This window comes from Catenulispora sp. EB89 (assembly GCF_041261445.1).
GTDB lineage: Bacteria > Actinomycetota > Actinomycetes > Streptomycetales > Catenulisporaceae > Catenulispora.
In genome coordinates this window covers 51,997-70,998 of sequence record NZ_JBGCCU010000030.1, presented here as the reverse complement: position 1 = coordinate 70,998, position 19,002 = coordinate 51,997, and the positions used below count along the sequence as shown (strand labels likewise).

At 68.2% G+C, this 19,002-nt stretch carries 18 protein-coding genes, 1 tRNA gene and 1 pseudogene; 5 read left to right on the top strand and 15 right to left on the bottom strand.

Annotated elements, in window-relative coordinates; genetic code table 11:
* Window positions 1-37 precede the first annotated feature (37 nt).
* The gene (locus ABH920_RS42060) at window positions 38-757 is read right to left on the bottom strand and encodes an SDR family NAD(P)-dependent oxidoreductase (RefSeq protein ID WP_370354908.1); all 720 of its coding nucleotides are present in this window, start codon (window positions 755-757) and stop codon (window positions 38-40) included.
* A gap of 210 nt (window positions 758-967) precedes the next feature.
* On the opposite strand from ABH920_RS42060, the gene ABH920_RS42055 reads away from it, so the two are divergent.
* From ABH920_RS42055 to ABH920_RS42045, 3 genes are all read left to right on the top strand, one after another.
* Entirely contained in the window at window positions 968-1,321 is a 354-nt protein-coding gene (locus ABH920_RS42055) for a VOC family protein (RefSeq protein ID WP_370354907.1), read from the top strand.
* 31 nt (window positions 1,322-1,352) lie between these two features.
* Complete coding sequence (locus ABH920_RS42050; protein ID WP_370354906.1) at window positions 1,353-1,730, top strand: DUF427 domain-containing protein; 378 nt, start codon at window positions 1,353-1,355, stop codon at window positions 1,728-1,730.
* Window positions 1,731-2,202: 472 nt separating this feature from the next.
* Window positions 2,203-2,745: a hypothetical protein gene (locus ABH920_RS42045; RefSeq protein ID WP_370354905.1), complete on the top strand. Its 543-nt coding sequence runs from the start codon at window positions 2,203-2,205 to the stop codon at window positions 2,743-2,745.
* A 264-nt stretch (window positions 2,746-3,009) separates the two neighbouring features.
* Here the strand turns inward: ABH920_RS42045 and ABH920_RS42040 are convergent.
* Window positions 3,010-3,081, bottom strand: a tRNA-Arg gene (locus ABH920_RS42040).
* A 76-nt stretch (window positions 3,082-3,157) separates the two neighbouring features.
* The gene (locus ABH920_RS42035; protein ID WP_370354904.1) at window positions 3,158-3,664 is read right to left on the bottom strand and encodes a PaaI family thioesterase; all 507 of its coding nucleotides are present in this window, start codon (window positions 3,662-3,664) and stop codon (window positions 3,158-3,160) included.
* Between the two features lie 229 nt (window positions 3,665-3,893).
* On the opposite strand from ABH920_RS42035, the gene ABH920_RS42030 reads away from it, so the two are divergent.
* The gene (locus ABH920_RS42030) at window positions 3,894-4,328 is read left to right on the top strand and encodes a hypothetical protein (RefSeq protein WP_194917767.1); all 435 of its coding nucleotides are present in this window, start codon (window positions 3,894-3,896) and stop codon (window positions 4,326-4,328) included.
* 334 nt (window positions 4,329-4,662) lie between these two features.
* On the opposite strand, the gene ABH920_RS42025 is transcribed toward ABH920_RS42030, so the two are convergent.
* From ABH920_RS42025 to ABH920_RS41975, 11 genes are all read right to left on the bottom strand, one after another.
* Window positions 4,663-4,974 (bottom strand): chorismate mutase, encoded by a 312-nt coding sequence (locus tag ABH920_RS42025; RefSeq protein WP_370354903.1) that lies wholly within the window; start codon window positions 4,972-4,974, stop codon window positions 4,663-4,665.
* A gap of 469 nt (window positions 4,975-5,443) precedes the next feature.
* Window positions 5,444-5,740 carry a WXG100 family type VII secretion target gene (locus ABH920_RS42020; RefSeq protein WP_370354902.1) on the bottom strand — a complete coding sequence of 99 codons (297 nt, stop codon included), beginning with the start codon at window positions 5,738-5,740 and terminating at the stop codon, window positions 5,444-5,446.
* 13 nt (window positions 5,741-5,753) lie between these two features.
* Window positions 5,754-6,128, bottom strand: coding sequence for a WXG100 family type VII secretion target (locus ABH920_RS42015; RefSeq protein ID WP_370354901.1), 375 nt, complete (start codon window positions 6,126-6,128; stop codon window positions 5,754-5,756).
* Between the two features lie 191 nt (window positions 6,129-6,319).
* Window positions 6,320-7,972, bottom strand: a complete 1,653-nt coding sequence (locus ABH920_RS42010; protein WP_370354900.1) for a succinic semialdehyde dehydrogenase — start codon at window positions 7,970-7,972, stop codon at window positions 6,320-6,322.
* A 215-nt stretch (window positions 7,973-8,187) separates the two neighbouring features.
* Window positions 8,188-8,700, bottom strand: coding sequence for a hypothetical protein (locus ABH920_RS42005; RefSeq protein ID WP_370354899.1), 513 nt, complete (start codon window positions 8,698-8,700; stop codon window positions 8,188-8,190).
* 123 nt (window positions 8,701-8,823) lie between these two features.
* Entirely contained in the window at window positions 8,824-9,798 is a 975-nt protein-coding gene (locus ABH920_RS42000) for an oxidoreductase (RefSeq protein WP_370354898.1), read from the bottom strand.
* Between the two features lie 44 nt (window positions 9,799-9,842).
* Complete coding sequence (locus tag ABH920_RS41995) at window positions 9,843-10,331, bottom strand: glutathione peroxidase (protein ID WP_370354897.1); 489 nt, start codon at window positions 10,329-10,331, stop codon at window positions 9,843-9,845.
* A gap of 85 nt (window positions 10,332-10,416) precedes the next feature.
* A complete protein-coding gene (locus ABH920_RS41990) occupies window positions 10,417-12,126 on the bottom strand; it encodes a glycerol-3-phosphate dehydrogenase/oxidase (RefSeq protein WP_370354896.1) in 1,710 nt (569 codons plus the stop codon).
* 129 nt (window positions 12,127-12,255) lie between these two features.
* On the bottom strand, window positions 12,256-13,365 hold the full coding sequence (locus ABH920_RS41985) for a GuaB3 family IMP dehydrogenase-related protein (protein ID WP_370354895.1): 1,110 nt from the start codon (window positions 13,363-13,365) through the stop codon (window positions 12,256-12,258).
* A gap of 78 nt (window positions 13,366-13,443) precedes the next feature.
* Window positions 13,444-14,940, bottom strand: coding sequence for an IMP dehydrogenase (gene guaB / locus ABH920_RS41980; protein WP_370354894.1), 1,497 nt, complete (start codon window positions 14,938-14,940; stop codon window positions 13,444-13,446).
* Window positions 14,941-15,107: 167 nt separating this feature from the next.
* On the bottom strand, window positions 15,108-15,719 hold the full coding sequence (locus ABH920_RS41975) for a response regulator transcription factor (RefSeq protein ID WP_012785233.1): 612 nt from the start codon (window positions 15,717-15,719) through the stop codon (window positions 15,108-15,110).
* Between the two features lie 874 nt (window positions 15,720-16,593).
* Between ABH920_RS41975 and ABH920_RS41970 the strand changes: the two are divergent.
* Window positions 16,594-16,855, top strand: a pseudogene (locus ABH920_RS41970) (WhiB family transcriptional regulator); the annotation flags it as partial.
* Window positions 16,856-17,365: 510 nt separating this feature from the next.
* On the opposite strand, the gene groL reads toward ABH920_RS41970, so the two are convergent.
* On the bottom strand, window positions 17,366-18,988 hold the full coding sequence (gene groL, locus ABH920_RS41965; RefSeq protein WP_370354893.1) for a chaperonin GroEL: 1,623 nt from the start codon (window positions 18,986-18,988) through the stop codon (window positions 17,366-17,368).
* Window positions 18,989-19,002 lie beyond the last annotated feature (14 nt).

The following is a 19,002-nucleotide window of genomic DNA, read 5'->3' as shown; positions in this document are numbered from 1 at the left end:
CCTGCGAGTGGGTGAGTTTCGTGCGATGTAGCGCGGGTCAGACGGCGGTGCGTCCACCGTCGACGGGGATGACGGCGCCGGTGATGTATCCGGCGGCCGGTGAGGCCAGGAACGCGATGGCGTCCCCGATCTCCTCGGCGTCTGCCGCCCGGGACAAAAGGGTGGTCTTACCCAGGGCCGCGATACGGTCTGCCGCCGCCCCGCCGGTGTAGGCCGGTCCGGGGGCGATGGTGTTGACGCGCACGCCGCGCGGGCTGTACTCGGCGGCCCAGGACCGGGTCAACGCGGCCAGCGCGGCCTTGGTGGCGCTGTAGGCGGCGCTCCCGGACAGGCCGATCTGACCGACCATGCTGCCGAGGTTGATGATGCTTCCCCGCCCGCGTTCGGCCATCTTCGGCGCGATGGCGGCGGTGAGGTAGTACGCGCTGCGGACGTTGGCGGCGAACAGCTCGTCGAACCGGTCGGGGTCCAGGTCGGGCGTGGGGCCGAACCAGGAGAACCCGGCGTTGTTGACCAGGACGTCGACATCCCCGGCCGCAGCCACCAGCTCCCCGATGGCGCGGACGTCGGAGAGGTCGGCGGCAACGAACTCGGCACTGCCGCCGGCGTTCTCGATCTCCTTGACGACCGCGGCCCCGCGCTCGGCGTCCCGGCCGTTGACCAGGACCTTGAATCCGTCCCGGCCGAGCTTCAGCGCTGCGGCCCGGCCGATACCGGACGTCGCGCCTGTGACCAGGGCTGTGCGTGTCTCGGACATGATGACGCCTCCGTCGATTGATTAGACCGGTCTGTCTAATCCCCTACTTCAGCTAAGCAGCCCCGTCCTGTCTCGTCAAATCGTGGCGACAGTGGGCGACAGACTAGGCCGTTTAACCGTGGTTTGACATGGCAGAAAGCCGCCACCTACGATCAAATACACGGAATAGACAGACTGGTCTGATCAACCGCCGAGAGCAGGGAGCCACGCATGAGCACGACCTTCTTCGGCGCGTCGTTCGACGCCGCCAACGCCGCCCGCACCGCGCATTTCTGGGCCACCGCCCTCGGCCGCCAAGTGGCTGCCGGCGCCGACGAGAACGACGCCGTCGTCGAGGCCGACGACCCCGCCGGCGGACCACGACTGTCCTTCCATCGGGTCCCCGAGGCCAAGACCACGAAGAACCGCTTCCACCCGGACCTGATCGCCGACGACTACCACGCCGAACGCGAGCGCCTGCTCAGCCTCGGCGCGACCGAACTCAACGAAGTCCAGCGCGGCACCGCCCGATGGACCACCTTCGCCGACGTCGAGGGCAACGAGTTCGACCTCATCGCCGGCTAGAGCGCCGATCCACCGCGAACAGGAGCACAACATGACCACACCGGAGCCCAAGATCCCCGGACCCGACCACCCGATCACCATCGAGCCCACCGGCGCCCGCGTCGTGGCCCGCGTCGACACGCACGTCCTGGCCGACACCACCAAGGCCCTGACGCTACGCGAGGCCAACTACCCGCCGGTGCACTACATCCCGCTGGCCGACGTCGACCAGAGCCTGCTGACGGACAGCACCACCAAGACCTACTGCCCCTACAAGGGCGAGGCGTCCTACTACACCGTCGCCCTGCCCGACGGCCCGCTGACCGACGCGATCTGGACCTACCGCGCACCGTATGACGCAGTGGCGCCGATCGCCGGACACGTCGCGTTCTACCCCGACCGAGTGGACGTGGTGACCGGGCAGGCCTGAGGCGCCGGCACGCTGACCTCGCGCCGCAGGGCCGCCATCCGACGTCACGGCCGTCGAATGTCAGCCAGAGTGCTTACACTGGTCTTCCGTCAGTTTTGGGCAGCCGGATGAGCTCGGAGCACAGCCTCTACCTGCAGTTGATGGCGAACGCCGATGTCAACGAAGACGAATTGTCAGATCCGACGGCACGTCCACGTAGCGAGCTCCTGAATCCGACGTGATCGACGTATCCCCGGGCCGGACCGGCTCGATCCGGGAGGGGCGAAGGCCGGCGAGGCGTTCGCCGCTGCAGCGCTCGCTGTCAGCCTCGCTCCGTCGTTGTTACGTTCCGTGTTCCACAGCGTCGAGACATGGATGCAACACCGCCCACTTCGATCCGTGAAAATCACCGTGGACGGCCGGACCATCGAGTCGACGAACGCCTCCAGCGACAGCAGAGCCAGCTCGAAACGCGGTCGGGCTGGCTGAAGTCTTGGCCAGCTCCGCGATCGGCGACTTCCACGTCGAGCAACTGATCGACGAGCCTTCGCACCAAATCAGCCGGGCTGTGGAGCGCTTCTTCCACAACCGCAGCCGGGACGATGTCCTCCTTCTGCATATCTCCTGTCACGAGCTGAAGGACGACGAGGGACGCCTCTACTTCGCTGCCGCCGACACGGACCACAACTCTCCCGCGTCGATCGCAGCCATCGCGGAACTCGCGCGCCTTTTCGATATTCAGGCTCCAGACCATGCCACGGCACCGTTCTTGGGGTGCGCCGCGGTAGATAATAAGAGCCCGGGTGGGCGCGGGAATGCTGTCGGGCTGTGCCACGAATCCTGCTGCGCGGAACATGCCGAGCCACGCTGCGGTGCCGATCGCACGCTCGGGTGCGTCGTGGAACATCCACACGTCAGGTATCAGCACACGCAGGTCCGAGTCTGTGATGCGATGCTCCGGGTCGGCCTTGGCGACCCATGCAGCGTGCAGAAGTCAAGGCGCATCAGTTCGTCGAGCGACCAGGCCTTCCAGTAGTTGCCGGGCAGCCTGCGACATCTCGCGCATGCTCCGAGCTTAAGAGCAGTACCAAGTGGCCGCTTGATCGAAGCCGGCCGACGTGGGCACCTGCCTGGGCTGCGTCCCAGCCCTGGGCTCTTCGTGTCGTGACCGCACTCAGGCACGATTCGAGCACGGTCTCGGTCATAACCTGGCTCACGACATCACACCGTGTCATACGATCCCGGCATGAAAATGGCCCTTCACGCAGGTGAAGGACCTAAAATGCCTGTTGAACATGCGTGCCCCCGGTAGGATTCGAACCTACGCACCCGCCTCCGGAGGGCGGTGCTCTATCCCCTGAGCTACGGGGGCTCGGGACGTAGAAACGATATCAGGTCCGCGGTGGGCGTTGCGCCACTGTTTTGGTGGGTGCGGCGAGGCTGGGTGGTCAGGCGAGGAGCGCGTACACGGTTGTGGCGTGTGCTGCCGGCGAGGCCAGCTGTGCCTCTGTCGCTTCCGCCGCAGCCGCCGACTCTGCTCCCGCGCCCGCTCCCTCACCAACCGTCGGCGCCGGCGTCATCGTGACATCGGTGAAAGCCAGCGTCCGCCCCAGCTTCGTCACCCGGGCCGTGATGAGGACGTCCGCCTCCTTGATCGGCCGTTGGAACGTGGTGTTCTGCTGGACCGTCGTCATCGGGCAGAAGGCGCCGCGGGCCGCGCTGATGGCCAGGACCGTCGCGGTGTCCGCTGCCGCCATCAGGGCTTGGCCGCAGAGGGTGCCGCCTTCGCAGGCTAGGTCCTGGTTCCAGGGGAGGCGGAGGGTTGTGGTGGTGGGGGTTGTTTTCTCGACTTTGAGGTTGAGGGCTTGGATCCAGGGGGCGAAGTTTTCGGCGAGGATTTCGGCTGCTTCGGCGGGGGTCAGGGGTGCCGGGGGTTGGGGGGTGCTCACGGTCACACGATAGGGGGGTGCGTGGGCGTGGTGGGGTTGGCCCGGTGGGGTTTTTGTGGGGTTGCGGGGGTGGGGGCCGGGTCTCAGACATCTGAGGGCGAGGTGGCGGAACGCGTCTTGGCGGCCGGTCGCGTTACGGTAACCTAAGCGCTCACTACTCGGCCGCACGTCGGGCCCCGGGCCGTGCGTCCGGTCCGTTGCGGTCGTCCCTCTACCGCGTTCGAGGACATAAACAATGGGACAGACTCTGCAGGAGAGCCTCCTCAATCCGACCAACCGCCCGCAGGTCGTGAAGGACTGCGTGCAGCTCATCGATGAGCAGGTCAAGGACTCGGGGCTGGTGGTGAAGGGCGCCTACAAGGTCGTCACCGCGTTCAAGTCCGGCATCATCCTGGATGCCGTGGACACCCTGGTCGACGACTTCGTGGCTCGGCTGGAGCCGTTCCACGAGGACTTCGTGTCCGCCGGTGGCGGTTCGTTCGGCGACTACCTGGCCGGGAGGGGGCCGGAGGTGTCGAACGCGCTGCTGGGTGTGACGGATGACCGGGCCGCGCAGTCGGACCGCGCGACGCTGCGGAAGGCGTACGAGCAGGTCCGTCCGAAGGGCGTCGACAACATCGAGAAGGCGCTGCCGAAGCTGGGCAAGATCGTCGAGAAGTACACCGTCTGATTCACGCGGTGCTGCGGCGGCTGTCCCGGGCGTCCCCGGGGCAGCCGCCGTTTTCCCTGGTGGCCGGCCCGCTGTCCCCTGCGGTGGACCACTGGCACCGGCGAGGTGTCCCACATCGCCTTCACCGGTCGGGCGCATGAGCGTGGAGCGCCGACCGGGCTCCGCGATCCGCACCGGTGATTCGAGCGGTTCAACGATCCGGCGACCCGGCGGTTACGGCTCGCGCGCAAGGTTCGTGGCAGGTTCGGGGAAAGCGCCCGCGGCGTGCCGCGCAGCGCCCCGGACCCGCCCCGGACCCGCCCCGCAGGCATCCCACGCATACCTCAAGCGCACCTCAGACGCGGCCTCGGCACAGTTCCAGCACCGCCATCGCGACCGTCACACCGGGCCGGCCGAGCGCCTGCCGGTAGCGGGCGATGATCTCGGTCTCGCGCTTGAGGTCCAGCCGGCGGCCGCCCTCCGCGATACGTGCGGTCTGGATGTCGGCGGCGGTACTGATGCGCTCGGTGATCATGGCGAGGATGCGCGCGTCGAGGTCATCGATCTGGGCACGGCCGGACCGGACGCCGGCCGGCGTGGGTTGGCCGACGTGCTCAGCATCGCTGGAACCGCTGGGGCCGCTGGGGCCGCCCGCCCCGGAGACCAAGAGGGATGCCGTTCCAGGAACGGGGACAGGGGCAGGGACAGATACGGACACCAAGGCCTCCCCCGACGCAGCAAGGTCGGAAGCGGAAGAGTCAGTGGATCCGGCGGACGCGGAGTCGGCAGTGGCGCTGGCGGTCATGTGACAGGGCTCCTCGGGCTCGGCCCGGTCTCCCACCGGCTCGGAAGCCCCCGCACCAACGGCGAGCGCCCCGAACCGGGAGGGGTCCGAGGCGCTCGTTGGCTTGGTTCTGCTCAGCAGCCGACGATGACTAGGGACCCAGGTCCGTAGCCATAGAAAAATCGGCGGGTTGCGAGCATGCCGTCATCGTGCCACGGCGTCCGCGTTCCGGTCCAGCCGGTCTTGTGATGCGGACCCGGACGGCCGATCGCGACGCCTCGCGAAGACGCCCCGCACTGTCCAGGCCCTGTCCCGGCCCTGCCCCACCCAGCCCCGCTCCGCCTCACGCCGCCTAAGCCCACACGTCGATGTTCGCCCGCTCGGCGTCCCCGTACTGCTGCTGCGCGACCTCCAACACCTTCCCGATCTGCTGCAGCACCTCGTTCAGATCCGCCTGCGCCTGGTCCCACTGTCGCTGCCGCTCCTGGTAGTCCGCAGCCGCCTGCCCACTCCAGGTCTGCGTCAGCGGATTCAGCAGTGTCCGCAGATCATGCAGCTTGCTGTTCAGCTCGTTGTGCGCCGCCGCCACGTTCTGCGACGCCGAGGACAGCGTCTCGGCGTGGACGAGCAGCTCGCCTCCGTAGCTCATCGCGAGTCCCCCTTCAGCCGATCAGGCCGGCGACGCGGTTGACGGCGGTGGTGTTCGACTCCTCAGCCGCCGAGTAGCGGCGGTGGGTGCCGGACAGGGACTCCGCGATCCCGCCGAGCGCCGCGTTGAGCTTGCGCGCGTCGGCGTTCCAGCGCTGGTGCAGGTTCTGGAACGCGCCGGAGGCGGCGCCCTTCCAGGTCGAGGCGATCGGCTCCAGCTGGGCCAGCAGCGTGGCCAGCAGGGCGGCGATCTCCTCGTTGACCGTGCCGACGTGCGCGGCGGCCTGGGCCATGACGTCCAGGGTCGCGCCGAACTGAGCCGGCCCCCCGGACGCCGCGCCGCCGGGTGCGGGTGCGGGTGCGAAGGCGGACGAGGCGGGTTCCGTCATGCGGATCACCATCCCCTCTGGTGCGATGCGGTGACGTCACAGAGGAGGAGGTCGGTGACCTTGGGTGACGTCAGATCACCACCGTAACCCTCGGCACCGACAATCGGAACCAAACGGTCGCGGCGTCACCCGTTCTGCGGAACGGCCGCGCCACGAAGCACCACTTCGCGAAACAGCCGATCCACAAACAGCTACTTCATCCGCAGTACCTTGAGAAGCTTCAACGAACGCAGCATCAGCGTGCCCCACCGCTGCTCGGACATCCCGAACCAGGGCGCGATCGGCAGCAGCCGCTGGCGGGCCGCGGTCTGGGCCTCGGTGAAGCGCAGGATGCCCTCGGCGCCGTGTCGACGTCCCAGGCCCGACTGGCCCATACCGCCCATCGGCGAGTCGACCGACCCCCAGGCCGCGGCGTATGCCTCGTTGACGTTCACGGTGCCGGCGTGCAGCTGGCGTGCTATCTCGCGTGCGCGCTTATGGTCGCGCGTCCACATAGAGGCGTTCAGTCCATAGGGCGTGTTGTTGGCGTCCGCTACGGCTTCGCCTTCGTTCTTGAAGGAGTACACGGACACCACCGGCCCGAAGGTCTCCTCGCCATAGACGCGCATGGTGTTCTTGACGTCTCCGAGCACTGTCGGCTCGTAGAACAGCGGGCCGATCTCCGCACGGCGGCGTCCGCCGGAGAGCACCTTGGCGCCCTTCGCCTTAGCGTCCTCCACATGCAGCGTCACGTTCTCAAGCTGCTTGGTGTTGGTCAGCGAGCCCATGTCCGCCGTGTAGTCGAGCCCGGATCCCAGACGCATAGCGCGAACCTCTGTAAGGAACCGCGACAGGAACTCGTCGTACTTGGTGTAGTGCACGTATATGCGCTCTATAGATATGCAGAGCTGTCCTGCAGAGGAGAAGCAGCCGCGCACCGCGCCGGACACCGCCTTGTCGATGTCGGCGTCATCGAGCACGAGCATGGCGTTCTTGCCGCCGAGCTCCAGCGAGCAACCGATCAACCGAGAGGCCGCCGCTTGCGCCACTGTGCGGCCGGTGGCGGTGGAACCGGTGAACGCCACGTAGTCGGCATCCGCGATGACCGCAGGACCGACCACCGGACCGTCGCCGACGACCACCTGCCACAAGTCCTCCGGCAGCCCTGCCTGCACGGCCAACTCGCGCAGGCGCAGTCCAGTCAGCGCAGTCTGCGTGTCCGGCTTGTGCACCACTGCGTTGCCCGCGATAAGCGCCGGTATGACGTCGGAGACAGCGAGCGCCAGCGGATAGTTCCACGGCGTGATGACGCCGACGACGCCCTTGGGGATGCGGTTCTCGGTGACCTTCGTCAGGACCGGCAGGACTCCACGCCGACGCTTGCTGCGTATGTATCCGCGGGAGGCGTACGCATAGTGCCGGGTCGCCGCGGCCGCCGACAGAACCTCGTCCAGGGCGTGCTTGCGCGCCTTACCCGTCTCGATCTGCACCAGGTCGAGCAGCTGGTCGGAGCGCTCCAGGAGCAAGTCGTGGAGGCGGCGAGCTACTGCGGTCCGGTGCGAGAGGTGTGTGCGTCCCCACTCCTGCTGCGCGGCGCGGGCCTTGGCGAAGGCGGCGCGCACGTCCTGCGGGGCGCTGGCGGGGTAGTCGGCGATGAGCTCACCGGTGAGCGGACTGTAGGACTGCGTCCGACCGCCCACCGCCCCGTGGATGGCCACCTTTCCGATGAGCCGCTCGACCAGGTCGGCGGACAGTCGGGAGTGGATGCTGTCGAGGCGGGTGGCCTGCTGGGGACCGGCGCCGGCCGGAACGTCCTGAGCGTCCTCGGATATGCCGTTGCCGGGGTCGATGGTGTCGGCGGTCATGGCGATGAGCCTCCCAGAAAAACCCGCCGGTGTCAGCCATGCATAGCAACATGTGGAGACTGCTTGGCGCGGGTCCTACACGGGAGACATACGGGAGGCCTACGCAGGGACACATAGCGTTGTCCGCTATAGGTGTTCGTGCTCCGGGAAGCACGTCGGGCCCCTTCCGTTGTCCCAGGCACTACGGAAGGGGCCCGACGCTCGGGGGCCGGACCTCAGCTGACGCTGATGGCCACGTTCTTGACGCCGTCGATCACCTGGCGCGAGCCCAGCGGGGCGTCGAGCTTCACGGTGGCCTCGCCGTTGCGGGAGAAGTCGGGGCACATCATCCCGACGCGGTAGTGCGAGACGGTCTTCTCCTCGATTACGACCTTGGAGGCATCCTGGCTCTTGATCACGAGCGTGGGCTGGTCGTAGCATCCGCCCCAGTTCACCTCGGTGACCAGGGTGACGCCGTCCTTCTGCAGCGACAGGCCCTGCAGCGCGACGTACTTCACCGTGCCGGGGTCCGAAGGGTTCGAGGGGTTCGGCGTGCCGGTCTGGCCGGTGCTCGAAGGGGGCGTGCTCGGCGTCTGGCCCGCGGACGACGAGGAGGACGACGACGAAGAGCCTCCGCTCCCCGCGCCGGCTGCCGACGTGCTGGAGCCTCCCGAGCTACGGGAGGCACACCCGGCGAGCCCCGCCAGCACGACGGCGGTGGTCGCCACGGTCTTCACCAGGGGCTTCATTGTGCTCCATCTCCTAGCCGACACTGTCACTGGCATTTGGACGCAGCGACTCGCACGACGGTTCCCATCTTTTTCGCGGATCTTTTGAGCCACCGCCGGACCATGACCGGATCATCAGACCGGTCAGCGGGACAGCTCCTCGTACCCCACTCCAGTGGCGGCTACAGACTGGTCCCACAGGACGGCGGCGACGGACTCGTCCTGGGCGATCAGGCTCATGGCGGCGAGCGCCGGTGCGCCACGCATCTCTCCGGGTCCGCGCGGTCCGATGTACTCGCCGCCAAAGAGGTCTACGTGCGTAGCGGCGTATAGAGAGGGCCAGGCACCAGTTGCGGCACTCTGGCCAGTCGCTCTGGTCACCAGGTTCGAAAGTCCGGAGACGACTCGATGGTGGCGACTGAAAGACGTCTTCACGAACAGGCCGGTTGCCGCATAGCCGGGGTGCGCGGCGACGCTGGCTAAGGAGACCCGCGCGTGCTTCGCCTTACGGTCCAACTCCCGCGTGAAGAGCAGGTTGGCGAGCTTGGAGCGGCCGTACGCAGAGACGCGGTGACGGTGCCACTCGGCCTCCGTATAGAACTCCTTGGCGTTATCCGTCGCCGGCTCGAAGTCCCATATCGGGCGCGCTCTGCGGTGCGTGAGGCTGGAGACCGTGACGACCCGCGCGGACTCGGCGGCCAGCAGCAACGGCAGCAGGCGGCCGGTGAGCGCGAAGTGGCCCAGGTGGTTGGTCCCGAACTGGAGCTCGAACCCGTCGGCGGTGGTGCTGCCGTCCGGCACCATCACGCCCGCGTTGTTCACCAGGATGTCCACCGCCGCCGTGCGGTCGGCCAGGTCGGCGGCGGCGTCCTCGATCGAGTCCAGACTCGCCAGGTCGACGTGGACGACTTCGACGAGTCCACGCGCGGAGGGGATCACCGTGGCGATCCGCTCCCGCGCGGACTCTCCTTTTTCCGGATCACGGACGGCGAGCAGGGTCCGGGCTCCGTGACGCGCGAGTTCCAACGCAGTTTGGAACCCGATACCGCTACTGGCCCCCGTGACCATGGCGACTCGCCCCGTCAGATCCGGCATTTCCTCCGGAGTCCAATGCGGCATAGCGCCATCCTGGCGTGATCAGCGGCGCATGTCACTACCCGTCACTAGGCCGGGAGCGCCGCTTCGATCGCTTCGACCACTTCCGGGGCCTCCGGCTCGGTGCGCGGACGGAACCGCTTGAGGACGGAGCCGTCAGAGCTGATCAGGAACTTTTCAAAGTTCCACTGGATGTCGCCGTTGCTGCCCTCTGCGTCGGTGGTCTTCGTGAGTTCCGTGTAAAGGGCGTGACGGTCGTCGCCGTTGACTTCGATCTTCTCCGTGAGCGGGAAGGTCACTCCGTACGTCGCGGAGCAGAACTCCTGAATCTCCTCAGAGGTGCCGGGCTCCTGGCCCCCGAACTGGTTGCAGGGGACGCCGAGGACGGTGAAACCGCGGTCCGCGTAGCGCTCGTGGAGGCGCTCCAGGCCCTCGTACTGAGGCGTGAGGCCACAGCGGGAGGCGACGTTGACGAGGAGGACGGCCTTGCCCTGGTAGTCCTTCAGGGAGGCCGGCTTGCCGTCGAGGGTGTTGATCGGGATGTCGTAGAGGCTCATGTCGGTATCAAAGCACGCGGGCTTCGACGGATTCCCGGGCGGCTCCATCTGCCCGGGAATCTCTTGAGAATCTCTACAACCCGAGCTACATCACCGGGACGATGTCCGGCGCGCCGAGCCGCGCGGCGTCCGCGGTGGCGTCGTCCGGCTGTTCCTGGGACTCCCGCTCCGCGGCGACGCGCGCCACGTAGTGCTCGACCTCACGCTTGATCTGCTCCTCGGTCCAGCCCAGGACGGGAGCGATGAGGCGCGCGGTGGGTTCGGCCGCGCTGACACCGCGGTCGAAGGTCTCGATGGAGACGCGCAGGCGGCGGGCCAGGACGTCGTCCAAGTGCAGCGCACCCTCTGCGGCGGCCGCGTATACGACCTCCGCCTTGAGGTAGTCCTCCGCGCCGGGCAGGGGCTCGGCCAACTCCGGCGTCTCTGCGGTGAGGTCCAGGACCTCGTCGATGAGCGAGCCGTAGCGGCGCAGCAGGTGCTCCACACGCGCGACGTGCAGTCCGCTGCGCTCGGCGATGCGTCCGCGGTTGTTCCAGAGGGCCTTGTAGCCGTCTGCACCGAGCAGCGGCACGTCCTCGGTGACCGAGGCGGGGACTCCCCCTCCGAGGCCGTGCACGGCCGCGTTCACGGCGTCCTCGGCCATCACCCGATAGGTCGTGTACTTGCCGCCGGCGACCACGACGAGGCCGGGGACGACGTGCGCGACGACGTGCTCCCGGGACAGCTTCGAGGTCTCGTCGGACTCTCCGGCCAGCAGCGGACGGAGTCCTGCGTAGACGCCCTCTACGTCGGCTCGCGACAGGGGAACGTTAAGGACCGAGTTCACATGGTCCAGCAAGTACTGGATGTCCGTCTGCGAGGCAGCGGGGTGCGCCTTGTCGAGCGTCCAGTCGGTGTCGGTCGTGCCGATGATCCAGTGCCGTCCCCACGGGATGACGAAGAGCACGGACTTCTCGGTGCGCAGGATGAGTCCGGTCGCGGACTGGATGCGGTCCTTGGGAACGACCAGGTGGATGCCCTTGGAGGCACGCACGTGGAAGCGCCCGCGCTCCCCCACCAGGGCCTGTGTCTCATCGGTCCACACGCCGGTCGCGTTCACCACCTGCTTGGCGCGGATCTCCTGCGTGTTGCCGGTCTCCAGGTCCTTGACGATGACGCCGGTGACACGCTCCCCTTCGCGCAGGAAGCCGGTGACTCGGGCCCGGGAGGCCACGTGCGCTCCGTAGCTCGCCGCAGTGCGCGCGAGGAAGGTGACGTAGCGCGCGTCGTCCACCTGTGCGTCGTAGTACTGGATCGCACCGACAAGCGAGGAACGCTTAAGCGCCGGCGCGATGCGCAGCGCAGCACGGCGCGACAGCTGGCGGTGCAGAGGCAGACCTCTGCCGTGGCTCGACGACGTGGCCATCCCGTCGTAGAGCGCCACGCCGGAACCCGCGTATACGCGTTCCCACGCTCGGCCCGTCAGCGGGTACAGGAACGGCACGGGACGCACCAGGTGCGGGGCCAGCCGCTCCAGCAGCAGGCCGCGCTCCTTCAGCGCCTCGCGGACCAACCCGAAATCGAGCATCTCCAGATAGCGGAGACCGCCGTGGATGAGTTTGGAGGAGCGGGAGGACGTCCCTGACGCCCAGTCCCGCGCCTCCAGCAACCCCACGCTCAGACCCCGGGTCGCGGCGTCCAACGCCGTCCCGGTTCCCACGACGCCACCGCCCACGACCACGACATCGAGCTCGCGCTCGGCCATGGCGGACAGTGCCGCCTCCCGCTCTACTGGACCCAACCGCAGACTACGCACGCTATAAGCCTGCCCTAATAGTGGGCACTGCACGCGACCACATGTGGCACGTCACCCGTGAAGCCGATCACAAGCTCCGCGAGGGGCTCGCTTAAACGTTCGCTCTCCAGGGGCGGGAGCAGGGGCTACTCAGGTCGCGATAGTGACCTCGACGCGCTGGAATCCCTTGAGCTCGGTGTAGCCGCAGGTCCCCATCGCACGGCGCAGCGCCCCGGCGAGGTTCATGGTGCCGTCCGGAGACGAGGAGGGGCCGACCAGGATCTCCTCCAGAGTCCCCACAGTGCCGACCGCCGTACGGTGCCCGCGCGGGACGGACGCGTGGTGCGCCTCCGCGCCCCAGTGGAAGCCGCGCCCCGGAGCCTCGGCAGCCCGGGCCAGCGGCGAGCCGATCATCACGGCGTCGGCGCCGCAGGCGATCGCCTTGGTGATGTCGCCGGAGACGCCCATGGCGCCGTCCGCGACGACGTGCACATAGCGGCCACCGGACTCGTCCAGGTAGTCGCGGCGCGCTGCGGCCACGTCGGAGACCGCGGAGGCCATCGGCACCGCGATGCCCAGGACGTCGCGGGTGGTCTGGGTGGAGCCGCCACCGAAGCCGACCAGGATGCCCGCTGCGCCGGCGCGCATCAAGTGCAACGCAGCCTGGTAGGTCGCGCAGCCGCCGACGACGACCGGGATGTCGAGCTCGTAGATGAACTGCTTGAGGTTCAGCGGCTCGGCGTTGGCCGACACGTGCTCGGCGGACACCGTGGTGCCGCGGATGACCAACATGTCCAGCCCTGCGGAGACCGCTACGGAGTGGAACTCAGCTGTGAGTTGCGGCGACAACGCACCCGCCACGGTGACCCCTGCGGCGCGGATCTCCTTGATGCGTGCGGAGATCAGCTCGGGCTGGACCGGCGCGCTGTAGATCTCCTGCAGACGCTTCGTGGAGCTCTCTGCAGGGAGGTCCGCGATCTCCTGGAGAAGCGGCTCAGGGCTCTCGTAGCGGGTCCACAGGCCTTCGAGGTTGAGGACGCCCACGCCGCCGAGCTTGCCGATCTGGATCGCGGTCGCCGGGGAGACGACGCTGTCCATCGGCGCGGCCATGAACGGAGTGTCGAACCGGTAGGCGTCGATCTGCCAGGCGATGGAGACCTCTTCGGGGTCCCGGGTGCGGCGCGAAGGCACAACCGCCACATCGTCGAACCCGTAGGCGCGGCGGCCACGCTTGGCCCGGCCGATCTCGACCTCGGTCACCTGGAATACCTCAACTCTTTCTCCGGACGTACTTACGGCCCGACGCTACAGCGTCGGGCCGTGGAGTGCTCTATGTGGTCAGCGCTTGGAGTAGTTCGGCGCCTCGACCGTCATCTGGATGTCGTGCGGGTGGCTCTCGCGCAGGCCCGCGGCGGTGATCCGGACCAACTGCGCGTCCTGCAACTGCGGGATGGTGTGCGCGCCGCAGTAGAGCATCGACTGGCGCAGGCCGCCGATCAGCTGCAGCACCACAGACGCCAGCGGGCCGCGGTAGGGCACCTGGCCCTCGATGCCCTCGGCGATCAGCTTCTCGTCGGACTCCACATCGCCCTGGAAGTAGCGGTCCTTGGAGTAGGACTTGTTCTCTCCGCGGGACTGCATAGCGCCGAGCGAGCCCATGCCGCGGTAGGACTTGAACTGCTTACCGTTGATGAACAGCAGCTCGCCGGGCGACTCCTCACAGCCGGCCAGCAGCGAACCGAGCATCACCGAGTCGGCGCCGGCCGCGATGGCCTTGCCGATGTCGCCGGAGTACTGCAGGCCGCCGTCGGCGATCACCGGGACGCCGTGTTCCCTAGCCGCCTCGGCGACTTCATAGACCGCGGTCACCTGAGGCATGCCGACTCCGGCCACTACGCGCGTAGTGCAGATGGAGCCCGGGCCCACGCCGACCTTGATCGCGTCGGCGCCGGCGTCGATCAGCGCCCGGCCGCCCGCGGCGGTGACCACGTTGCCGGCGATCACGTCGATGTGCGGGGCCTCGGCCTTGACCTTGGCGATCATGTCCAGTTCGACCTTGGAGTGGCCGTGCGCGCTGTCGATGACCAGGAAGTCGACGCCGGCCTGCATCAGGGCCTGGGCGCGCTCGAAGGAGTCGCCGAGGAAGCCGATCGCCGCGCCGACGCGCAGCCGGCCGTTCTCGTCCTTGGTGGCCAGCGGGTACTTCTCGCTCTTGTCGAAGTCCTTGACGGTGATCAGGCCGGACAGCTTGCCGTCCGGGGTGACCAGCGGGAGCTTCTCGATCTTGTGCTTGGCCAGGAGCTTCATCGCGTCCTCGCCGCTTATCCCGGCCGGGCCGGTCACCAGCGGCATGCGCGTCATGACGTCGGCCACGCGGCGCGAGGAGTCCGTCTCGAAGCGCAGGTCGCGGTTGGTGATGATGCCCAGCAGGGTGCCGTCGGTCGCGGTCACCGGCAGGCCGGAGATGCGGTACTTGGCGCAGAGCTCGTCGACCTCGGCCAAGGTGGCCTCCGGCGCGACGGTCACCGGCTGGGTGACCATGCCCGACTCGGAGCGCTTGACCAGGTCCACCTGCGCGGCCTGGGCCTCGATCGACAGGTTGCGGTGCAGGACGCCGACGCCGCCCTGTCGGGCCATGGCGATGGCCATGCGCGCCTCGGTGACGGTGTCCATGGCCGCCGAGATCAGCGGCACGTTCAAGGTGATGTTGCGCGACAGCCGGGTCCCGGTGTTCAGCTCGGTGGGCACCACTTCGGAGTAGGCCGGCACCAGCAGGACGTCGTCGTAGGTCAGGCCGAGAGTCGCGAACTTGGCGGGCAGGCCGGCGTCAGACATGTCACCATCCGAATGTCAAGGGGGACCGATAAGCAATCTTCCCCCAGGAATCCGGCCCGACCAAACCGATCAACGGATGATCGCCTCCGGCGTGCTCGGAATCACACCGGCACCAGGCGCCGTACCCCCCGCCGGGGACGGCGGCCGCGGTACCGGCCGGTCCGGCCTCAGCGGACCAGGCCCCAGCGGAACCCGAGCGCCACGGCGTGCGCGCGGTCCGAGGCGCCGAGCTTCTTGAACAGCCTGCGCGCATGGGTCTTCACCGTGTCTTCCGAGAGGAACAGGTCGCGGCCGATCTCGGCGTTGGAGCGGCCGTGGCTCATGCCCTCCAGCACCTGGATCTCGCGCGCGGTCAGGGTCGGGACGGCGCCGATCTCGGCCGGGCGCAGCCGGCGCGGGGCCAGCCGCCAGGTCGGGTCGGCCAGCGCCTGGCTGACGGTGGCGCGCAGCTCGGCGCGGGAGGCGTCCTTGTGCAGGTAGCCGCGGGCACCGGTGGCCACCGCGAGCGCCACGCCGTCCAGGTCCTCGGCCATGGTCAGCATGATCACCCGGGCGTTGGGGTCGTTGGACAGCAGCCGGCGCACGGTCTCCACACCGCCCAGGCCCGGCATCCGCACGTCCATCAGGACCAGGTCGGAGCGGTCGGCAGTCCACCGGCGCAGCACTTCCTCGCCGCTGTTGGCGGTGGTGACCTTGTCGACACCGGGCACGGTCGCCACGGCGCGTCGCAGCGTCTCCCGGGCCAGCGGGGAGTCGTCGCAGACTAGGATGGACGTCATTGGTCAAGCCTCCACATTCGTGAGGTTGTGACACCTATTGAGCTTATGGCGGACAGGTCCCCGTAGTCGATGGTTCGCGCCGCTTCGCCACCCACCCTTTTGCAGACCGCTGCGCGAAGCGCCTCCTGAGAGGCGGACGGGCGGCGGGCGGGGGCGCGGGCCATCGTTACTCCGAGATGGAAAACGAGCTTCACCCGAAAGCGTTACGCGCTCCGCGATGTTTTTTTCAGACGGCGCTGGGGCGGGATCAGACTCGGGTCGGCTGCCTTCGCCTGACGTGGGATCGGGGTCCAGGGCCGGTCCTCCGGGCGTGCCGACGGGTCGGCTTCCGGCTCGTCGCGGTCGCCTCTGCCGTCTCTGCCGCCCCGGCCGCCTCTGCTGTTGCCTTCGTCCCGTGAGCCCCGGGAGCCCCGGCCGCCACGCCCGCCTCCGCCACCGCTCTCGGGGGGCCGGCCGGCGTCCAAGGCCCGCCCCCACGTTTCTTCCGCCCAGCCGTCGTCCTCGCGGAGCCCGATCACTTCGCCGTGCCTCTCCTTCCGACCGACGGTCCACCGCCGTGCCGTTGCTCACAGTCCGTAGTCGATTGCGACAACTCAGTGACAATCGAGCACGGTCGGGGCATGATCGGAATGACCGCTCGCCGGATCAGGTATTGGACAACCGACACCTGGTTCACCACGAGGTAGGGCCGCCGCCGCGGCGCCGATGCATTTCCCGACTCACTCTCACCGGGATCATGCACCCGCCGCGGCTGCGGCCAACACGATGCAGCCGAAGACCACTCCATCCAGCGACTCGCCGTCGGTCGTCCGACAACAGGACGACTGACCTGCGGATTCGCCGGCGGGGTGGCCAACGGAAGGAAGGGCTTGCCATGGCCGACGTGTCCCGTCTCCCGGGCCCGAACGCGGACTTCTGGGACTGGCAGTTGCGCGGCTCGTGCCGCGGTACCGACAGCGACCTGTTCTTCCACCCGGAAGGCGAGCGCGGCCAGGCGCGGACCTCGCGGGAGGAGGCCGCGAAGGAAGTGTGTCTGCACTGCCCGGTATGCAAACCATGCCGGGAGCACGCGCTACAAGTACATGAGCCCTATGGAGTGTGGGGCGGCATGACCGAGGAAGAGCGCGACGAGCACTACGCACGCGAGAAGGCGGTGGCGCGGGCTGCGAAGCTCGCGGCGCTGGCCTCGGCGAAGAACTCGAAGCCGACGCGGAAGCCTTCGACGAAGGTGCCGGTGAAGCTGCAGGCGAAGCCTTCTGGTGCGCCGGCTACTGCACCGAGCAATGGGATGACCATGACTCGGCCGGCCAATACGGTTTCGGCTGCGGTGCGGGCTAAGGCGAAGACTAAGCAGTAGCTGGCTATAGCTCGCGCCGCGCGGGTTGTGGATCCTGTGGTTTCTGCAGGCTCCCGACGTCCGCAGGGACTGCGGAACGCGCACAGCTCGGGTAGTCGGTTCGGCTGCACGGCGAGCAGTGGAAAGGCGGCTCTATACGGAGTTCTCCGTATAGAGCCGCCCTCAGCGCTCGCTATGAAGCCAGCAAGCTCTTGGCGTCGCGGGCGCTTAGCTTCGCGGGCCCTAGGCGTCGCGAAGCCTTTAGCGCTGCGAGCCCTTTAGCGCCGCGTGCCTTTAGCGTCGCCAGCTCTTAGTGGCTGTGGCCGTGGCCGCCGTGCGAGTGGCCCTCGTCCTCCTTGGGCGCCGGCTTCTCGACGACCAGGGTCTCTGTCGTGAGCAGCATCGACGCGATGGACGCAGCGTTGGCCAGCGCGGAGCGGGTGACCTTGACCGGGTCGATGACGCCGGCCGCGACCAGGTCCACGTACTCGCCGGTGGCCGCGTTCAGGCCGGAGCCGACGGGCAGGTTCGCGACCTTGTCGGTCACGACGTAGCCCTCGAGGCCCGCGTTCTCGGCAATCCAGCGCAGCGGCTCGACCGCGGCCCGACGCACGACGCGCACGCCGGTCGCCTCGTCGCCGGTCAGGCCCAGGTCGCCGTCCAGCACCGAGACGGCGTGCACCAGCGCGGAGCCACCGCCGGAGACGATGCCCTCCTCGACCGCGGCACGGGTCGCGGAGATGGCGTCCTCCAGACGGTGCTTCTTCTCCTTCAGCTCGACCTCGGTGGCCGCGCCGACGCGGATGACGCAGACGCCGCCGGCCAGCTTGGCCAGGCGCTCCTGCAGCTTCTCGCGGTCCCAGTCGGAGTCGGTGGTCTCGATCGCGGCCTTGATCTGCTTCACGCGGTCGGCCACGGCCGAGGTATCGCCGGCACCGTCGACGACGGTGGTGTCGTCCTTGGTGACGGTCACGCGGCGGGCGGTGCCCAGCACCTCTACGCCGACCTGGTCCAGCTTCAGACCGACCTCGGGCGCCACGACCTGCGCGCCGGTCAGGATCGCCAGGTCCTCCAGGATCGCCTTGCGACGGTCGCCGAACGCCGGGGCCTTGACCGCGACCGAGGTGAAGGTGCCGCGGATCTTGTTCACGACCAGCGTGGACAGCGCCTCGCCGTCGACGTCCTCGGCGATGATCAGCAGCGGCTTGCGGGACTGCGCGACCTTCTCCAGCAGCGGCAGCAGCTCGTTCAGGGAGCTGATCTTGCCCTGGTTGATCAGGATGTAGGGGTCCTCCAGGATCGCTTCCATGCGCTCCTGGTCGGTCACCATGTAGGGCGACAGGTAGCCCTTGTCGAACTGCATGCCCTCGGTGAACTCGAGCTCCAGGCCCATGGTGTTCGACTCTTCGACGGTGATCACACCGTCCTTGCCGACCTTGTCCATGGCCTCGGCGATCAGGTCGCCGATCGCCTTGTCCTGCGCGGAGATCGCGCCGACCTGGGCGATGGACTCCTTGGTCTCCACCTGCTTGGCGGTGGACAGCAGCTGCTCGGCGACGGCCTTGACGGCCGCGTCGATGCCGCGCTTGAGCGCGATCGGCTGAGCGCCGGCCGCGACGTTGCGCAGACCCTCGCGCACCATCGCCTGGGCCAGCACCGTCGCGGTGGTGGTGCCGTCACCGGCGATGTCGTTGGTCTTGGTGGCGACTTCCTTCGCCAGCTGCGCGCCGAGGTTCTCGTACGGGTCCTCGAGCTCGACCTCACGGGCGATGGTCACGCCGTCGTTGGTGATGGTCGGGGCGCCGAACTTCTTGTCGATGACGACATTGCGGCCCTTGGGGCCGATGGTCACCTTGACCGCGTCGGCGAGCGCGTTGACGCCGCGCTCGAGCTTGCGGCGGGCGTCCTCGTCGAATTCGAGCATCTTCGCCATGAGCGAGTACGTTC